This window comes from Agrobacterium sp. LR_9 (assembly GCF_041954855.1).
GTDB lineage: Bacteria > Pseudomonadota > Alphaproteobacteria > Rhizobiales > Rhizobiaceae > Agrobacterium > Agrobacterium leguminum.
In genome coordinates, this window is the sequence record NZ_JAVAYA010000011.1 from 62,283 (window position 1) to 78,610 (window position 16,328).

Consider the following 16,328-nt stretch of genomic DNA (forward strand, 5'->3'; position numbering starts at 1 on the left):
TCGAACGCAATCTGCGGGAAATGGGCGGCTCTTATATCGGTCGCGGAGCGTTGCGCGGCATCCCAAAACCTCCCTCCGTCATGCCGGCCTTGAGCCGGCATCCAGCCACGGCGCGTCTGCGCCGTGAGAGGAGCCTTTCGCGATCAAGGACTTGATCGCACTGGACCCCGGTTCAAGTCCGGGGTGACGGTGCAGGGATTTTACGACTCAATCGAACACACACGTGCCACGGGGCACGTCTGCGCGATGAGAACAAGAATCGCAAAGCTATGCCAAAATCTCAGGCGAGGCGTTGCCGCGCATAGGCATGCACGGCCCGGAAAGCGGCTTCCGCACCGGCGATGACCCGCTCTTCCTCTTCGACCGTCAGCGAAATCTCATCGAGAGCGGCGGTGAAAGTGCGCCAGTGCAGGCCGCGTCCTTCCGGGGCGCCGGCCAGATGGCGCGCGCCGAAGTCTTCATTCAGACCAAGCTTGGCCGCATCCTTCAGCAGGAAAGCAGCGCCCAGATTGGAGCCTTCAACCACATAAAGCCAACCCATGGCCTCCGGCAGATCGAACGGCATTTCACCGGTGAAGCGCGGCTCGGCGGTTTCGGGAATGGCAAGACCGAGATCGGCAAGGTCCTGCTCGATCATGGAGAGACGGCGGCGGCCCTTGAGATCAGGAAGCAGGCCATCGAGCGTCGCATTGGAAAAGAAGACATCGAGGTCACGATGAAAAAGATATTGCGTTTCCACGAATTTGCCGAAGTTCTCCCGGCTCTCGAACGGCTTCGATGCCATGATGAAGGCATCGAGATCGCCATGCGCGCCGCGCGTCGCAGCTTTCAGGCGCTTGACGCGGCTCTGCTCAATGTCTGCTACAGGCGCTGACGGCTCCGCAATGGTCATGATGATGGTCCCTTTATCCCTAATATTCAGATTGCTGATAAAAATCTTTACTCCAACAGTCAAATTTATTTTCGCATTTATCCGCTCGCCCTGCAAAGAGCATAAGCGCGCTGTCACCAAGGTAAAGCAGCCTTCCTCTCCCTGCACAACCCTTCCATCCCCACGCCTCGCAACGTTGCCCCGCAACGCACGCCGAAGCGAATTCCTCGCTTCCCTTCTTCCGAACAATCAAACTGCAATTACCTCTTTACAACTAACATGTCAGCGCGTTATCAATGCGCAATCACCTTCGAGGAGCATCTTACTTGACCCAGAAATTTGGCCTTTCGGCAGCCCTGACCACTCCTTTCAAAAAGGACGGAACGGTCGATATCGACGCCATGATCGCCCATGCCCGACGCTGCCTTGAAAATGGCTGCGACAGCGTGACACTCTTCGGCACCACGGGCGAAGGATGCTCCGTCGGCAGCCGTGAACGGCAGGTCATTCTCTCCCGCTTCATCGAGGCCGGCGTTGCGCCTTCCCGTCTGGTCACCGGCGTTCTGGTGGATTCCATCGAGGACGCCGCCGACCAGTCGGCCGAGGCCCTGAAGGCCGGCGCCCGCAATATTCTTCTCGCCCCGCCCTCCTATTTCAAGAATGTCAGCGATGACGGCCTGTTTGCCTGGTTCTCGGCGGTGTTCGAAAAGATCGGCAAGGGCGCTCGCGACATTCTCGTCTACAACATCCCTTCCGTGACCATGGTGACATTGTCGGTCGAGCTGGTTGGACGGCTGAAAAAGGCATTCCCCGGCATCGTCACCGGCGTCAAGGATTCCTCCGGCAACTGGAGCCATACCGAGCGTCTGCTGAAAGAACATGGCGATCTCGCCATCCTGATCGGCGATGAGCGCGATCTGGCGAAGGGTGTTCGCCTCGGCGGTCAGGGCGCGATCTCCGGCGTCGCCAATTTCCTGACACAGGAAGTCCGCGCCATGGCCGTCGACGGCAAGGACGACAAGCGCGTCGAAGATCTTGTTGTGGAACTTCTGAAATTCCCGGTTACACCAGCGGTCAAGGTGCTGGTATCACACACGACAGGGGAAAATATCTGGTCGGACGTGCGCGCACCGCTCGTCGCCATTTCACCGGAGGACCGGCGGCAGATCGAAGGCGCGTTCGATTCGCTGTTTCGCAGGCAGGCCGCCTGAACAGACCTTGAAAGGTTGAGCATGGAAGATACCGGCGAACAGACATTGCGGGAACGGGCGTATGAAAGCTTTACGCATCACCTTCTCTCGCGCGACGTTCGCCCGGGGCAGTTCATCTCGCAACGCCGCCTCGTGGAGTTGACGGGTCTGCCGCTGGGGGCGATCCGGGAGGCCATTCCGCGGCTGGAGGCGGAAGGCCTTATCAAGACCGTGCCGCAGCGGGGGTTGCAGGTCGCCCATATCGACCTCAATCTCATCCGCGAGGCGTTCCAGTTCCGCATCTTTCTCGAAAAGGAGGCTGTCGCGCTTTTTACCCGCTCGGCCTCCGACGAGGCAATCGCAAAGCTTTTAAAACAGCATCGCGACATTGCCGAAGCGGCTGAAAATGGCGGGGAATCGCCGGAACTGGACGAGCATGCGCAGCAGGTGGACTGGGGCATGCACGACGCCTTCATCGATGCGCTCGGCAACTCGATCATCTCGAACGCCTACCGGGTCAATTCCATCAAGATGCGCCTCATCAATCAGGAGCGCTTCCGCATCGCCGGCCACGTGAAGTCGGTGATGAAGGAACATCTCGCCATTCTCGAGGCCATCGAGAGGCGATCCGTCGAAGACGCCGTGGAGCGGCTGACCGCCCATATCCGCAACGCAAGGGACAGGGCGCTGGCGGTTTAGGGCAATTCCGGCAGGGACTGAAGAGGGTTCTGCGCCGGGATTGCAGGAAAATAAGCAACAAGCCGGGGTGAGGAGAATTTCCGGCTAATCTGGAGGAGAACTGACATGACGCATTCATTGCTCAACCCCACGCGTCGCGCCTTTCTGGCAGGCACGGCGGCGCTTGGCGGCGGCGCGATGCTCGGCATTCGCCCGGCATCGGCGGCGGTGAACTGGAAAAAACACGCCGGCACCACGCTTGAGGTCAATCTCGTCAAAAGCCCGCGCAGCGAAACGCTGATCAAATATCTCGGCGAATTCGAAGAGCTGACCGGCATCAAGGTCAATGCCGAAGCCACCCCGGAACAGCAGCAGCGCCAGAAGGTCGTGATCGAGCTTTCCTCCGGCAAACCGAGCTTCGATGTGGTGCATCTGAGCTACCACGTGCAGAAGCGCCAGTTCGAAAAGGGCAAGTGGCTGGCCGATATCAGCGGCTTCCTGAAGGACCCGTCGCTGACCGACCCTTCGCTTGCGGAGAAGGATTTTGCCGAGGCCGGTATGCTATTTGCCAAGGATAGCGACGGCGTGCTGCGCTCGCTGCCCTTCTCGGTGGACTACTGGATCGTCTACTGGAACAAGGAGCTCTTCGAAGCCAAGGGCCTGAAATACCCTGAGACCTTCGAGGAACTGGTGACGGCGGCGGAAAAGATCACCGATCCCGCAACCAACACCTATGGTTTCGTTGCCCGTGGCCTGAAGAACGCCAATACCCCGGTCTGGACCTCGCTGATGCTGGGTTACGGCGCAAAGCCCATCGGCGCGGATGGAAAGGTCAACACCGAGTCCAAGGAGGCGGTTGAAGCGGCCAAGCTCTATCAGCGCCTGATGACGAAAGCCGCTCCTCCCGGCGTCTCCGGCTTCAACTGGGCAGAAGCGCAGTCGGCCTTCCTCCAGGGCAAGATCGGCATGTGGTTCGATGGCGTCGGTTTTGCGCCGCCAATCGAAAACCCGGAAAAATCCCGCGTCGTCGGCAAGGTCGGTTACGGCGTCATGCCGAAGGGCCCGGCAACCCAGGCCGCCGGCACTTTCGGCGATGGTCTCTGTGTTGTCGAAGCCAGCAGCAAGAAGGAAGCCGCTTACCTCTTCTGCCAATGGGCGATTTCGCATGAAATGGGCGCGCGTCTGTTGCAGGCGGGTGCCGGCGTTCCATTCCGCCAGTCCATCCTCGAAGACCAGAAGGTGCGCGAAGGCGTGAAGATGCCGGCCGCCTGGCTGGATGCGGTCGTCGGTTCCGGCAAGGTCTCGCAGCTTGCGCTGCCCGTCATCATTCCGGTGACGGAATTCCGCGATATCTACGGCGTCGGCCTCACCAACATGATCGGCGGCGCGGATCCTGCCGCCGAACTCAAAAAGGCGACGGAACAGTTCGCACCCGTTCTGGCGCGTAGCGAGGGATAATGGCCTCCGTGAGCATCGAAAACACCAAAACAGGCGTCAGTCGTAAAGAAGGGAGCGGGCCGGCAAGGCTTGCTCCCAACTACTGGCCCTTCGTCATACCGGCACTTGTCGTCATTTCGGCGGTAATCGTTTTTCCATGGGTCTTTACCCTCTGGATGAGCGCGCATCGCTGGACGCTCGGACAGGAGCAGAGCTTTATCGGTTTCGAGAACTACATCCGGCTCGCCAGCGACGCCCGGTTCTGGGAATCGCTCTGGCACACGCTCATCTATACCGTGCTGTCGGTCGTCGCTCCGCTGTTCCTCGGAACATTGGCGGCGCTGGTTTTCGATGCGCAGTTTCCGCTGCGCGGTTTTCTGCGCGGCGTCTTCGTCATGCCGATGATGGCGACGCCGGTCGCCATCGCGCTCGTCTGGACCATGATGTTCCACCCGCAGCTCGGTGTCCTGAACTATCTGCTCTCCTTCATCGGCATCGGCCCGCTGGAATGGATCTACAACCAGTCCACCGTCATCCCCTCGCTGGTGCTGGTGGAAACCTGGCAATGGACGCCGCTGGTCATGCTGATCGTGCTCGGCGGGCTCGCCGCAGTGCCCCGCGAACCCTATGAAAGCGCCGAAATCGACGGCGCCAATGCCTGGCAGAAGTTTCGTTATCTCACCATGCCGATGATCGCGCCGTTTCTGATGATCGCTGTCATCATCCGCTCCATCGACGCCGTCAAAAGCTTCGATATCATCTATGCGATGACCCAGGGCGGACCCGGCACGGCATCGGAAACTATAAACATCTACCTCTACAATACGGCGTTTGCCTATTACGACATCGGTTACGGCTCAGCCATGGCCGTCGTCTTCTTCATCATCATCGTGGCGCTCTCCTTCGTGCTTCTGATGGTGCGCCAGCGCTCGCAATGGAACGAGATGGAGGAACACTGATGTCCGCAAAAATCCTGAAACGCAGAAATCTCGACCGGCTCGGCCTGTTCTTCGTGGCGCTGGTGATGATCTCGCCGGTCATCCTGTTCTTCATGTGGATGATCTCGCTGTCGCTGAAATATGAAATCGACAACGGCGCTTATCCGCCAATCCTGATCCCCGAACGTTTCGCCTGGTCGAACTATGTGAAGGTGTTCGAAGAGAACAATTTCTTCCTCTATTTCTGGAATTCGGTCCTCGTCACCGGTGCGGCCACTATTCTCGCGCTCGTCATCGGCGTGCCCGCCGGTTACGGCATCGCCCGGCTGAAGGCGGAAAAGTCGGCTGTGGTCATCATGATCGCCCGCATGACGCCCGGCCTCTCCTTCCTCATTCCGCTGTTCCTGCTGTTCCAATGGCTGAACCTGCTCGGCACGCTCTGGCCACAGATCATCATCCATCTGGTGGTGACGGTTCCGATCGTCGTCTGGATCATGATCGGTTATTTCGAGACCACGCCTAAAGAGCTGGAAGAGGCGGCAAGCATCGACGGCGCATCCTCCTGGCAGGTGTTCCGGCTGGTGGCGCTGCCGATTGCCAAGCCCGGCATCGTCGTCTCCTTCATCCTCGCGGTCATCTTCTCGTGGAACAACTTCGTCTTCGGCATCGTGCTGGCCAGCCGTGAAACCCGCACCCTGCCGGTCGCGGTCTACAACATGCTGTCCTTCGAACAGGTGAGCTGGGGTCCGCTTGCCGCCGCAGCTCTGATCGTGACGCTGCCGGTGCTGCTGCTGACCATGTTCGCACAGAAACAGATCGTGGCGGGTCTCACCGCCGGCGCCGTCAAGGGCGGCTGAACCAAACAAATCATAACGGGAACCTGCACATGGCACCGGTCAATATCCAAAATGTCCAGAAGCGCTTCGGCGCGGTCAACATCATCCACGGCATCGATATCGACATCAAGGATGGCGAATTCGTCGTGCTCGTCGGCCCTTCCGGCTGCGGCAAGTCCACCCTGCTGCGCATGATCGCCGGGCTGGAGGAGTTGAGCGACGGCGAAATCCACATCGGCGCACGCGAGGTCAGCCACCTGCCCGCCCGTGACCGCGACATCGCCATGGTGTTCCAGAACTACGCCCTTTATCCGCATATGACGGTCAAGGATAATATGGGCTTCGCGCTGAAGCTGAAGAAGGTGAGCGCCGAGGAAACCAAGGCCAAGGTCGACAGGGCCGCGGCCATTCTGGGGCTGGAAAAGCTGCTGGACCGCTATCCGCGCCAGCTTTCCGGCGGCCAGCGCCAGCGTGTCGCCATGGGCCGCGCGCTGGTGCGCGATCCGCAGGTGTTCCTGTTCGATGAGCCGCTTTCCAACCTCGACGCCAAGCTGCGCGTGCAGATGCGCGGCGAGATCAAGGCCATGCACCAGCGCATCGGCACCACCACCATCTATGTCACCCACGACCAGGTGGAAGCCATGACCATGGCCGACAAGATCGTGGTGCTGCATGATGGCGTCATCGAGCAGATCGGCGCGCCGCTGGAGCTTTACGACAATCCCGCCAACCTCTTCGTCGCCGGCTTCATCGGCTCGCCCGCGATGAATTTCATTCGCGGCCGGGTGGAGGAAGGTGTGTTCCGCACGGCGAAGGGCCTCAGCCTGCCGCTGCCCGCCAATGCCGATATCGGCAAGCTGGGCGGCCGTGACCTCGTCTACGGCGTGCGGCCGGAACATATCCGCGCCGCTGAGAGTGGCATTGAAGGCCGGGTCGAACTGGTCGAAGGCACCGGCTCGGAAATCTATGCCAAGCTGAATTGCAAGGGCGATGACATTGCCTGCCTGTTCCGCGAGCGCCTCAATGTCCGCTTCGGCGATACGATCCACATTGCCATCGATCCGGCAACCGTGCATCTGTTCGACAAGGACAGCGGCAAGCGTATCTGACAGGTGACAGGAGTGAACAGCATGGCAGACAAACAGGGCGGCAAGCATGTGCTCTGCGTGGGTGCCGCCGTGCTGGACACCCTGTTTCGTGTGCACGACATGCCGAAGGGCGAAGGCAAGGTCCTGCCCTATGAGATGCTGCAGATTGCCGAAGGCATGGCGTCGAGTGCTGCCTACGCCGTCCATCGCATGGGGGGCCGCGCCAGCCTCTGGGGCGCGGTGGGCGATGACGAAACCGGTACCCGCATCCTGGGCGATCTCAGTGAAAGCGGCATCGACACATCAGGCATGACGGTTGCACCCGGCGCACGCTCGGCCCTGTCGACAATCATCATCGATGACCGGGGAGAACGGCTGATCGTGCCTTTTTACGATCACCGGCTGCATGAGAAAAAACGCACCTGCACGCCGGAGGATATTGCTCCTTTCGATGCCATCCTGGTGGATGTGCGCTGGCCGGAACTGGCGCTCGATGTTCTGACTGTGGCACGCGCGCTTGGCAAACCGGCCATTCTGGATGGCGACGTTGCTCCGGTAGAGACGCTTGAAAAGCTCGCTCCCGCCGCAACCCATATCGTCTTTTCCGAACCCGCCGCCGCCCGGCTCACCGGACTTGAAACGGTGAAGGACATGCTGCCGATGCTGCATTCCCGCTACCCGCAGACCTTCATCGCCGTCACCGCCGGTCCACTAGGCTGCTGGTGGACGGAAGCCGGCGATCCCACGGTGCATTTCCAGACGACCATGCAGGTTAAGGCAGTCGATACCCTGGCGGCGGGCGATATTTTCCACGGCACGTTTGCACTTGCGATGGCTGAGCGCATGGAAAGCCGCGCGGCCATCCGCCTCTCCTCCGTTGCCGCCGCGCTGAAATGCACGATCTTCGGCGGCCGCATCGGCGCACCAACGAGCGAAGAGACGGAAGACGCGATGCGCCAATGGCTGGAGCGTGAAGGCGAACCCGCGCTGCGCGCCTCCTGAGCGCATCCATTGCCCGCATAAAACTATTCCATTTTTGCGATGCCGTTTCGCGGCGAAGTAGTCTAACGTCAAGTCAGAGCAAAGCTTTTCATGAAGCCGCGCCTTTTCCACCTTGAGCCCGTATTCCGCAAAAGTGATCGCCCGATGCATCAGACGACCCGCCCGAGACTGCGCGATATCGGTTTCCGGCCCGGCCATTTCGAGACCGGCCCGCTCAACGCCATCACCGATGTCGAAGGCGTGACCATCGGCCATTCGACCGTCATCGAAGGCGACACGATCCGCACGGGCGCAACCGCGATCCTGCCGCATGGCAGTAATCTCTTTCAAGACAAGGTGCCCGCCGCCTTCGCCGTCTATAACGGCTTCGGCAAATTTGCGGGTTCCACCCAGATCGAGGAACTCGGCGAACTCGAAACACCCATCATCCTCACCAATACGCTGGCAACTGGCCGGGCCATCGAGGCGATCAACCGCCATACGCTGGCACAGCCGGGCAATGAGAAAGTCGTCTCGATCAATGCCGTCGTTGGCGAAACCAACGATTCCCGCCTGAACGACATCCGTGCCGGCCGCCCGACCATCGAGGAAATTTCGGTCGCGCTGCAAAACGCGGCCACAGGCCCGGTGGCCGAGGGCGGCGTGGGTGCCGGAACCGGCACGGTGGCCTTCGGCATGAAAGGCGGCATCGGCACCGCATCCCGCATCGTCACCATCGCCGGAACGACCTATACGCTCGGCATTCTCGTGCAGTCCAACTACGGCGGCCATCTGCTGGTCTGCGGCAGTCCCTATGTCAGCCCTGACCACAAGGACGAGGACGGCTCGATCGTTATCATTGTGGCAACCGATGCGCCGCTCTCCTCCCGCAATCTAAAGCGTCTGGCCGCCAGAAGCTTCGGCGGGCTGGCACGCACGGGTGCCGCGCTCAGCAATGGTTCTGGCGATTACGCGCTGGCATTTTCCACCGATGAGCGGCTGCGCCGCACGCCCACGCGCCGAAAGGCCGTCGCAGACTATCCAGAACTTTCCAACGATGCGATTTCGCCGCTCTTCGAAGCCGCGATAGAGGCGACGGAGGAGGCGATCCTCAACTCGCTCTGCGCCGCAACCACGACAACCGGCTTTAATGCCGGCACCGGCAAGGCCTCCACGGTCGAGGCCATTTCCATCGACGCCCTTAAAACCCTTCTTTCAGCCTGACTTTTCCAGACGGAGTTTTCATGACTAGCCCATCCGGTCGCATCGTTTACGTCAACGGCGAATTCCTGCCCGAAGCGGACGCCCGCCTTTCCATCTTCGACCGCGGTTTCCTGTTCGGCGACGGCATCTATGAAGTCACCTCGGTTCTGGAAGGCAAGCTGATCGATAGCGACCTGCACATGGCCCGGCTGGAGCGCAGCGCCCGCGAAATCGACGTGACCCTGCCTGTCACGACCAAGGAAATCGTCGAGGCCGAGCGCCGCCTGATCGCAGACAACAATCTCGTCGAAGGCATGATCTATCTGCAGCTGACGCGAGGTGCTGAAGACCGCAACTTCCTGTTCTCCGCCGATCTGAAGCCAACGCTTGTCATGTTCACCCAGGCCAAGAAGCTGATCGGCACCCCGGTCGAAGAAGCCGGCATCGCCGTCAAATCCGTTCCCGACCAGCGCTGGGAACGCCGCGACATCAAGACCGTCTGCCTTCTGCCGCAGGTCATGGCAAAGCGCATCGCCAAGGCCGAAGGCTGTGACGAGGCGTGGATGATCGAGGATGGTTTCGTGACCGAAGGCGCTTCCTCCACCGCCTATATCATCACCGGCGACAAGAAGATCATCACCCGCGGCAACAGCAACAAGACCCTGCCCGGCTGCACCCGCCTCGCCGCCCTGCAACTGGCCAGGGAAGCCGGCTTCACGCTGGAAGAGCGGCCCTTCACGCTGGAAGAGGCGCTGAATGCCGACGAAGCCTGCCTGACCAGCGCCTCCAACTTCGTTGTCTCTGTAACGAAGATCGACGGCAAGCCGGTTGGCAATGGCAAGCCCGGCCCGCTCGTCAGCCGTCTGCGCGCGCTCTATCTGGAAAACGCCCGCCGCACCGCGATTTAAGCAAACATCAGCCTTCGAGAACCGCCCATATACGCTCGACAACGGGCCGGCGGTTCTCCTTGGAACGATAGAGCCGGATATCGACGGCAATATCGAAACTGTCATCGGCGGCACGCACCAGCGCGCCGCTGTCCAGCTCCTGCCGCATCAGGCTTTCCGGCACCCAGGCGACACCCCAGCCGGCCATCGCCATGGCTTTCAGCCCCACCGACATGCTGCCCTCATGCACCCGCTCGAATTGCGGCAGGCGCGCGCTCAGCAGATCGCGCAGCAACGGACCGAAAAACGACGCCTTTTCATAATCCAGATAGGCGAAGGGTTTTCGCGCATTTTCCACCAGCGCATGCAGCGGTGAACCATCTTTCGCCGGCGCGGAAACGGGAATGATGTTTTCCGCACCCAGCACGCGGAACTCGAAGGTCTGCGCATCGAGCAGCATCGGCACTTCGGGATGGGCATAGGTCAGAAGGAAATCGCTCTGCCCGTCCACCAGCGAATTAAGGTTTTCCTCCATACTCCCGGAATCAGGCCTCAACACTGAAAACAGCGGTCCCGCCTTTTCGTTCACCCGTTTCAGCCAGTCGGGAAAGAAGGTGAAGGACAGGGTATGCAACGCCGTCAGCCGCACCGTTCTGGCATCCGCTCCCTCTTCCTGAAGAAGCGTGCGCCGGGCATGATAAAGCTGCTTCAGCGTCTCCTGCGCCACCGGCACGAATTTCACGCCCGCCTCGGTCAGCCGGGAAGGATAGGAGGCGCGGTCAACCAGCGTCGCGCCCACCCAGGCCTCCAGCTGCTTGATACGCCGGCTGAAGGCGGATTGCGTCACATGCCGCTCATCCGCCGCCTTCGAGAAATTGAGCGTTCCGGCCAACGCCAGGAAATCCTCGAGCCATTTGACTTCCACGGCTCACACTCCCACCAACAATATCCTATCCGTTCATTCGGAAAGCGTCTTTATTAGGAGCAATGGAATGTGAATGAAACTCTTTTAAACAGCCCTCGAATATTCGATCATCCGCGCCCGGCTGGAAACCAGCTCGATCCGATCATGACCCAGACGATTGAGGCAAACGCGCTTCGTCCATGGCCCGTCAATCAGCGTGAAGAGGAAACGGCCATTACCGAGCGCCTTCAGAGGCATGCTGCGACGCGTCGGGCCGATGCCCATCGTCAGCGATGAGCCGCTGATCGAAAATTCGGCGCCCTCATCCGAGCGCCACGAGCCCGAAAGATCATCCGGCACCGCATGATCGCCGACCGGCAGGAAGCGGCGAGCGGCGTGGCCGGCCTCGCCGACAATGGCATCACCCTCTAGCCTGAGGCGCATCGGAGACGATGCCGAACGCGACGATACCCAGCCATCGGCATCTTCATAAAGCGTGTCGTCGCCATCGATGAAAGTGGATGTGCTGCCCTTGATCTCCAGCCACCACGGCCCGCTTTCGGTCACGTAAAGGCCTTCCGGCAGGCTGGCGGCGGGCTTGGGCAAAGGCAGGCCGGTGAGAGCCGCCATGCTTTCCAGCGCGATCTTGAAGCCGTTGGTGTCCTCTCGGTTCGACACCACGACGAAACCCGTGCCGTTTTCCGGATCGAGCAGGAAATAGGTCTTGTAGCCCGGATGCGAACCGCCGTGACCGACAAACCGCCTGTCGCCGAGATGCGACCAGCGCAGGCCGAGGCCATATTCGCTCATCCGCCCATCTGCCAACGAACGTTCAGCAGAAAGCCTCTCCAGAACGCCCGCAAAGCTGCCCTCGCCCCGCATCAGGCCCTGCAGCCATCGGGTCAGCGCTTCGGCGCTGCCGGCAAGACTGCCCGAAGCGGAGATATGCAGACCGGCGGCCGAAAGCTGCCAGTTGTCTTCAGCCTTCCAGTAACCCGGCACCAACCCGTCGACAGGATCGTTCCAGACATCCGGCGCCTTCAGGAACACGCCGAAGGGACCGGCAATCTGCGTCTGCACGAAATCATCGAAACGGAAACCGCGACGCTCCAGCGCCGCTTCCACCAGACGATAACCGGTATTGGAATAAGACACCTCGCTGCCGGCAGGGAAATTCAGCCGAGTGAGCCGCGACAGATAATCGAGAAGCGGGCCGGCCTTTGTCTCCGTGTAAACGGAAAGACCAAGCAGTGAGAGGCATTCCCGCGTATCCGGCAGCCCGCCACTCATATCCAGCGCCTGCCCCACCGTCACCTCGCGGAGCGGCGATTGCAGCTCCGGCAGATGTTTGCCGAGCGGATCGTCAAGCCCGATCAGATCGGAATGGGCAAGCACCATGGCGCAGAAAGCGTGTTTGGTGACGGAGGCATAACGCACCACGCTCTGCGGCGTGAAAGGTGCGAATGTCGAAAGGCTCTCGACACCGCCCGCATGGGCAAAGCGAATGCCATCGAGATCGAAACCAATGACCGCCCCGCCCGGCTCGTTGCCCGCCCATTGCGAGACGAAGCTCTCGGCAAGCGTTGAAGCGGCATTCCAGTCGAATTGCTGTGGCATGGTTCGGTCTCGTGTCTTGTCGTCTCTACAGAAAGCCTCGGCATCGCCGCTTGTTTCTTCTCCCCGAGGGGGAGAAGGTGGCCCGAAGGGTCGGATGAGGGGGCAACGGTAGAGATTTACGGGAAGCTTGCCCCCTCATCCCGCTGCCGCGGACTTCTCCCCCTCGGGGAGAAGAAACTCGTGGCACCCGCTCGATTTATTGGCAACGTAGACTCAGGCCGGCTCTTCCAACCGGATGCTCAGGCTGCGCAGCTCTTCCGTATGCGGATGTTTCGTGCGGCCTTCGCGCAGATCGTCCGCACTCAGCTGCTCCACCATTTCCCCGTTCAACATCACGCCCACCTGCGGGCACAGATGCGCAATGACCGCCAGATTGTGGCTGACGAGAATATAGGTGAGGTTGCGCGCCGCGCGCAGGTCCTGCAACAGGTTCAGAATTTCCGCCTGCACCGAAACATCCAACGCCGAAGTCGGCTCATCAAGCAGCAGCACCTGCGGATCGGCGATCAAGGCGCGGGCAATCGCCACGCGCTGGCGCTGGCCGCCGGAAAGCTGGTGCGGGAAACGGAACCGCACGGCCTGCGGCAACGCCACATCCGAGAGTGCCTGCTGGATGCGCTTTTCGATATTGTCCATGCCATGCACCAGCGGCAATTCGCTGAGAATGCGGTCGATGGTCTGGCGCGGATGCAGCGAACCATAGGGGTCCTGAAACACCATCTGCACCTGCCGGAAGAATTCCGGCGTGCGCTTCAGCGGCGCATCCTTGCCGGCAAAGGCGATGCGGCCTTCCCAGCTTTCATTCAGGCCGGCCATGGCGCGCAGGATGGTGGACTTGCCCGAGCCGCTTTCGCCGACGATGCCGAAGCTGCCGCCCTTTTCCACCGAAAAGGACACGCCTTTCACGACTTCGCGGTCGCCGAACTTGATACGGAGATTATCGACGTCGATCATTGGCTGGACCACGCTGCATCACGGTTGAGAACAGGAAGACGCTCGCGCGGATGCGTCAGCGAGGGAATGCAGTTTAAAAGTCCCTGCGTGTAAGGATGCTGGGCTTTCAAAAGCTCGGAAGCCTTCAGCTCCTCCATCACCCGGCCGGAATACATCACGGCGACGCGATCGCAAAAATGCGACACGAGCGGCAGGTCGTGGCTGATGAGGATGAGGCCCATGCCGCGTTCCGATACCAGCTCCTCGATCAGCCGCAGGATTTCCGCCTGCACCGTGGCGTCAAGCGCGCTGGTCGGTTCGTCGGCAATCAGCAGTTCCGGATCGGGCGCGAGCATCATGGCGATCATCACGCGCTGGCCCATGCCGCCGGAAACCTCATGGGCATAGGAAGAGGCGACCTGGCGCGGATTGCGGATTTTTACCTGATCGAGCAGGGCGATGGCCGCTTCCATGGCGGCTCGCTTGCTGCCGCCCTTGTGGGTGCGCCAGGCTTCGGCCACCTGCGCGCCGATGGTCTTTACCGGGTTCAGCGAATATTTCGGGTCCTGCAGGATGAAGCCCGCCCGCTTGCCGCGGATCTGGCGCATCTGCCTTTCGCTGGCGGACAACACGTCGATGCCGTCGAAGGCGAGCTTGTCGGCGCGGATATCGGCATTGGAGGGGAGAAGCTTCATTAGCGCACGCGCCGTCAGGCTCTTGCCGGAACCGGACTCGCCGACGATGCCAAGCTTTTCAGTGCCGAGCTTCATGGAAACACCGCGCACGGCCTCGAAACGGCTGGTGCGGGTCTGGAAAGCGATCTTCAGATTTTCGATTTCGACCAGCATGGCTCAATGTCCCTTCGGGTCGAGAACGTCGCGCAGGCCATCGCCAAGGAAATTGAAGGCGAGCGAAACGAGGAAGATGGCGATGCCGGGAATGGTGGCGACCCACCATTGTTCGAAGATGAAGCGCTTGGCTGTCGCAATCATCGCGCCCCATTCCGGCGAAGGCGGCTGCGCGCCCATGCCGAGGAAGCCGAGGCTGGCGGCGGTGATGATGATCGAGCTCATGTCGAGCGTGATGCGCACGATAAGGCTCGGCACGCAGAGCGGCGCGATATGCCGGGCGATGATGCGCCAGGCGGAAGCACCGGTCAGCCGGTAGGCCGCAACGAAATCGCTGCCGCGCACCGTCATGGTCTCGGCGCGGGCAAGACGCGCATAGGGCGGCCAGGCGGTGAGCGCGATGGCGAGAATGGCGCTCTCGACACCCGGCTTCAGAGCCGCGACGAAAGCAAGCGCGAGGATGAGGCGCGGGAAGGCCAGGAACACATCCGTCACGCGCATCAGCACCGTATCGACAATGCCGCCGAAATAACCGGCGATGCAGCCGATGGCGAGGCCAATGGGTGCGACGAGAACGACGACGGCAATGACCATGCCGAGCGTGACGCGGCCGCCATAGAGAATGCGCGAGAGAATGTCGCGACCGAGCTCATCCGTGCCGAACCAGTGTTCGGCGCTCGGAAACGCTAAGCGATTGCCGAGGTTCTGCGTCGCCGGATCGTAAGGGGCAAGCAGCGGCGCCAGCAGCGACAGCGCGATGAAGAGAACGATGATCGTAAGTCCGATTACCGCCAGCGGATTGGACTTGAGATTGAGCCAGATGCGATACCGGTTGCCCCAGGCAGCCTGTGTTCGCGAATGTGGCGTCTCATCCAGCGCCCAGTTTCTGAAATTAGCTAACATCATCGAACGCGAGGATCCATAACTCTGTAAAGCACGTCTGCGAGCAGGTTGAGGGCGACATAGATGAAGCCGATCAACAGGGTTGCTCCGACGACGGGGTTCATGTCCGCGTTCATGAGCGAGACGGTGAGATATTGGCCGAGACCCGGCCAGCTGAACACGGTTTCCGTCACCACCGCACCTTCGAGAAGACCGGCATAGGTGAGCGCGAGAACCGTGATGAGCTGCACGGCGACCGTCGGGAAGGCGTGCCCCCAGATCACGGTCATGGCCGAAAGCCCCTTGGCGCGGGCGGTGATGACATATTCACCCTTCAGCGCGTCGATCATGAAGGCGCGCGTCATGCGGGTGATATAGGCCATGCTGAAATAGGCGAGGATGCAGACCGGCTGCACCATATGGGCGATGGCGTCGTAAAAGGCGTCCCAGTCGCCCGCAAGCAGCGTGTCGACCGTCATCAGGCCGGTAACCTGCGTGATCATGCCGTCATAGATGATGTCCTGCCGGCCCGGCCCCGGCGCGACGCCCAGCGTGGCGTAGAAGACGAGCAGCGAAATCAGCGCCAGCATGAAGACCGGCACGGAGTGACCGGCAAGGCAGACGACGCGGATGACCTGGTCGGTCAGCTTGCCCTGCTTTACCGCGGCCCAGACACCGAGCGGAATGCCGATCAGCGCAGCAAGGATGAGGGCTGCGGTGGCAAGTTCGAAGGTGGCGGGGAAAACCCGCTTGATATCGATCCAGACCGGATTGCGGGTCAGGATCGAATTGCCGAAATCGCCATGCAGGACCTGCGAGACATAATGGAAGAACTGCACGACCAGCGGCTGGTCGAGACCCATTTCGGCCCGGACCCGCACGATGACGTCTTCGGGCGCGTTGTCGCCGACCGCCGCAATGACGGGATCGACGGGCATGACGCGCCCGATCATGAAGGTGATGACCATCAAACCGAACAGCGTCAGGAGGACGCTGCCCAGTATCGACGATATGCTTTTAACGCGCTTGTTCAAT

16 protein-coding genes are annotated in these 16,328 nt (G+C 60.9%); 9 read left to right on the top strand and 7 right to left on the bottom strand.

What is annotated here, in order from left to right; translation table 11 throughout:
- Window positions 1-280: 280 nt before the first annotated feature.
- A complete protein-coding gene (locus RAC79_RS14315; RefSeq protein WP_078051649.1) occupies window positions 281-892 on the bottom strand; it encodes a biliverdin-producing heme oxygenase in 612 nt (203 codons plus the stop codon).
- 305 nt (window positions 893-1,197) lie between these two features.
- Here RAC79_RS14315 and RAC79_RS14320 point away from each other — a divergent pair, with 305 nt between their 5' ends.
- The 9 genes from RAC79_RS14320 to RAC79_RS14360 all read left to right on the top strand — a co-directional run bounded on the left by RAC79_RS14320 (window position 1,198) and on the right by RAC79_RS14360 (window position 10,130).
- A complete protein-coding gene (locus RAC79_RS14320) occupies window positions 1,198-2,082 on the top strand; it encodes a dihydrodipicolinate synthase family protein (RefSeq protein WP_142844955.1) in 885 nt (294 codons plus the stop codon).
- A gap of 21 nt (window positions 2,083-2,103) precedes the next feature.
- The gene (locus tag RAC79_RS14325) at window positions 2,104-2,760 is read left to right on the top strand and encodes a GntR family transcriptional regulator (protein ID WP_020810165.1); all 657 of its coding nucleotides are present in this window, start codon (window positions 2,104-2,106) and stop codon (window positions 2,758-2,760) included.
- Between the two features lie 105 nt (window positions 2,761-2,865).
- A complete protein-coding gene (locus RAC79_RS14330) occupies window positions 2,866-4,197 on the top strand; it encodes an ABC transporter substrate-binding protein (protein WP_374997174.1) in 1,332 nt (443 codons plus the stop codon).
- Complete coding sequence (locus RAC79_RS14335) at window positions 4,197-5,135, top strand: carbohydrate ABC transporter permease (RefSeq protein ID WP_078051647.1); 939 nt, start codon at window positions 4,197-4,199, stop codon at window positions 5,133-5,135. Before RAC79_RS14330 ends, RAC79_RS14335 begins: the two co-directional genes overlap by 1 nt.
- Before the next feature lie 14 nt (window positions 5,136-5,149).
- Window positions 5,150-5,971, top strand: coding sequence for a carbohydrate ABC transporter permease (locus tag RAC79_RS14340; protein WP_174039668.1), 822 nt, complete (start codon window positions 5,150-5,152; stop codon window positions 5,969-5,971).
- Between the two features lie 29 nt (window positions 5,972-6,000).
- Window positions 6,001-7,059, top strand: a complete 1,059-nt coding sequence (locus tag RAC79_RS14345; RefSeq protein WP_078051645.1) for an ABC transporter ATP-binding protein — start codon at window positions 6,001-6,003, stop codon at window positions 7,057-7,059.
- A 21-nt stretch (window positions 7,060-7,080) separates the two neighbouring features.
- Complete coding sequence (locus RAC79_RS14350) at window positions 7,081-8,040, top strand: sugar kinase (RefSeq protein WP_142844956.1); 960 nt, start codon at window positions 7,081-7,083, stop codon at window positions 8,038-8,040.
- A gap of 144 nt (window positions 8,041-8,184) precedes the next feature.
- The gene (locus tag RAC79_RS14355; protein ID WP_374997175.1) at window positions 8,185-9,243 is read left to right on the top strand and encodes a P1 family peptidase; all 1,059 of its coding nucleotides are present in this window, start codon (window positions 8,185-8,187) and stop codon (window positions 9,241-9,243) included.
- A gap of 20 nt (window positions 9,244-9,263) precedes the next feature.
- A complete protein-coding gene (locus RAC79_RS14360) occupies window positions 9,264-10,130 on the top strand; it encodes a D-amino-acid transaminase (RefSeq protein WP_142844958.1) in 867 nt (288 codons plus the stop codon).
- 7 nt (window positions 10,131-10,137) lie between these two features.
- Here RAC79_RS14360 and RAC79_RS14365 read toward each other — a convergent pair whose 3' ends face one another.
- From RAC79_RS14365 to RAC79_RS14390, 6 genes are all read right to left on the bottom strand, one after another.
- The gene (locus RAC79_RS14365; RefSeq protein ID WP_338810798.1) at window positions 10,138-11,034 is read right to left on the bottom strand and encodes a LysR substrate-binding domain-containing protein; all 897 of its coding nucleotides are present in this window, start codon (window positions 11,032-11,034) and stop codon (window positions 10,138-10,140) included.
- Between the two features lie 84 nt (window positions 11,035-11,118).
- Window positions 11,119-12,630 carry a serine hydrolase domain-containing protein gene (locus RAC79_RS14370; protein ID WP_374997176.1) on the bottom strand — a complete coding sequence of 504 codons (1,512 nt, stop codon included), beginning with the start codon at window positions 12,628-12,630 and terminating at the stop codon, window positions 11,119-11,121.
- Window positions 12,631-12,843: 213 nt separating this feature from the next.
- Window positions 12,844-13,584, bottom strand: a complete 741-nt coding sequence (locus RAC79_RS14375; RefSeq protein WP_078051639.1) for an ABC transporter ATP-binding protein — start codon at window positions 13,582-13,584, stop codon at window positions 12,844-12,846.
- On the bottom strand, window positions 13,581-14,411 hold the full coding sequence (locus RAC79_RS14380) for an ABC transporter ATP-binding protein (RefSeq protein ID WP_004443518.1): 831 nt from the start codon (window positions 14,409-14,411) through the stop codon (window positions 13,581-13,583). The genes RAC79_RS14375 and RAC79_RS14380 overlap by 4 nt, the downstream gene beginning before the upstream one ends.
- 3 nt (window positions 14,412-14,414) lie before the next feature.
- Window positions 14,415-15,317 (bottom strand): nickel transporter permease, encoded by a 903-nt coding sequence (nikC, locus tag RAC79_RS14385; RefSeq protein WP_004433196.1) that lies wholly within the window; start codon window positions 15,315-15,317, stop codon window positions 14,415-14,417.
- Window positions 15,314-16,327 carry an ABC transporter permease gene (locus tag RAC79_RS14390; protein ID WP_174036487.1) on the bottom strand — a complete coding sequence of 338 codons (1,014 nt, stop codon included), beginning with the start codon at window positions 16,325-16,327 and terminating at the stop codon, window positions 15,314-15,316. Before RAC79_RS14390 ends, nikC begins: the two co-directional genes overlap by 4 nt.
- Window position 16,328 lies beyond the last annotated feature (1 nt).

What these genes read in the sequence shown, in the direction of transcription:
- RAC79_RS14315 (WP_078051649.1), bottom strand. Translation starts at nt 892, where the DNA reads ATGACCATTGCGGAGCCGTCAGCGCCTGTAGCAGACATTGAGCAGAGC.
- RAC79_RS14325 (WP_020810165.1), top strand. Translation starts at nt 2,104, where the DNA reads ATGGAAGATACCGGCGAACAGACATTGCGGGAACGGGCGTATGAAAGC.
- RAC79_RS14330 (WP_374997174.1), top strand. Translation starts at nt 2,866, where the DNA reads ATGACGCATTCATTGCTCAACCCCACGCGTCGCGCCTTTCTGGCAGGC.
- RAC79_RS14335 (WP_078051647.1), top strand. Translation starts at nt 4,197, where the DNA reads ATGGCCTCCGTGAGCATCGAAAACACCAAAACAGGCGTCAGTCGTAAA.
- RAC79_RS14345 (WP_078051645.1), top strand. Translation starts at nt 6,001, where the DNA reads ATGGCACCGGTCAATATCCAAAATGTCCAGAAGCGCTTCGGCGCGGTC.
- RAC79_RS14350 (WP_142844956.1), top strand. Translation starts at nt 7,081, where the DNA reads ATGGCAGACAAACAGGGCGGCAAGCATGTGCTCTGCGTGGGTGCCGCC.
- RAC79_RS14355 (WP_374997175.1), top strand. Translation starts at nt 8,185, where the DNA reads ATGCATCAGACGACCCGCCCGAGACTGCGCGATATCGGTTTCCGGCCC.
- RAC79_RS14360 (WP_142844958.1), top strand. Translation starts at nt 9,264, where the DNA reads ATGACTAGCCCATCCGGTCGCATCGTTTACGTCAACGGCGAATTCCTG.
- RAC79_RS14370 (WP_374997176.1), bottom strand. Translation starts at nt 12,630, where the DNA reads ATGCCACAGCAATTCGACTGGAATGCCGCTTCAACGCTTGCCGAGAGC.
- RAC79_RS14375 (WP_078051639.1), bottom strand. Translation starts at nt 13,584, where the DNA reads ATGATCGACGTCGATAATCTCCGTATCAAGTTCGGCGACCGCGAAGTC.
- RAC79_RS14380 (WP_004443518.1), bottom strand. Translation starts at nt 14,411, where the DNA reads ATGCTGGTCGAAATCGAAAATCTGAAGATCGCTTTCCAGACCCGCACC.
- nikC (WP_004433196.1), bottom strand. Translation starts at nt 15,317, where the DNA reads ATGATGTTAGCTAATTTCAGAAACTGGGCGCTGGATGAGACGCCACAT.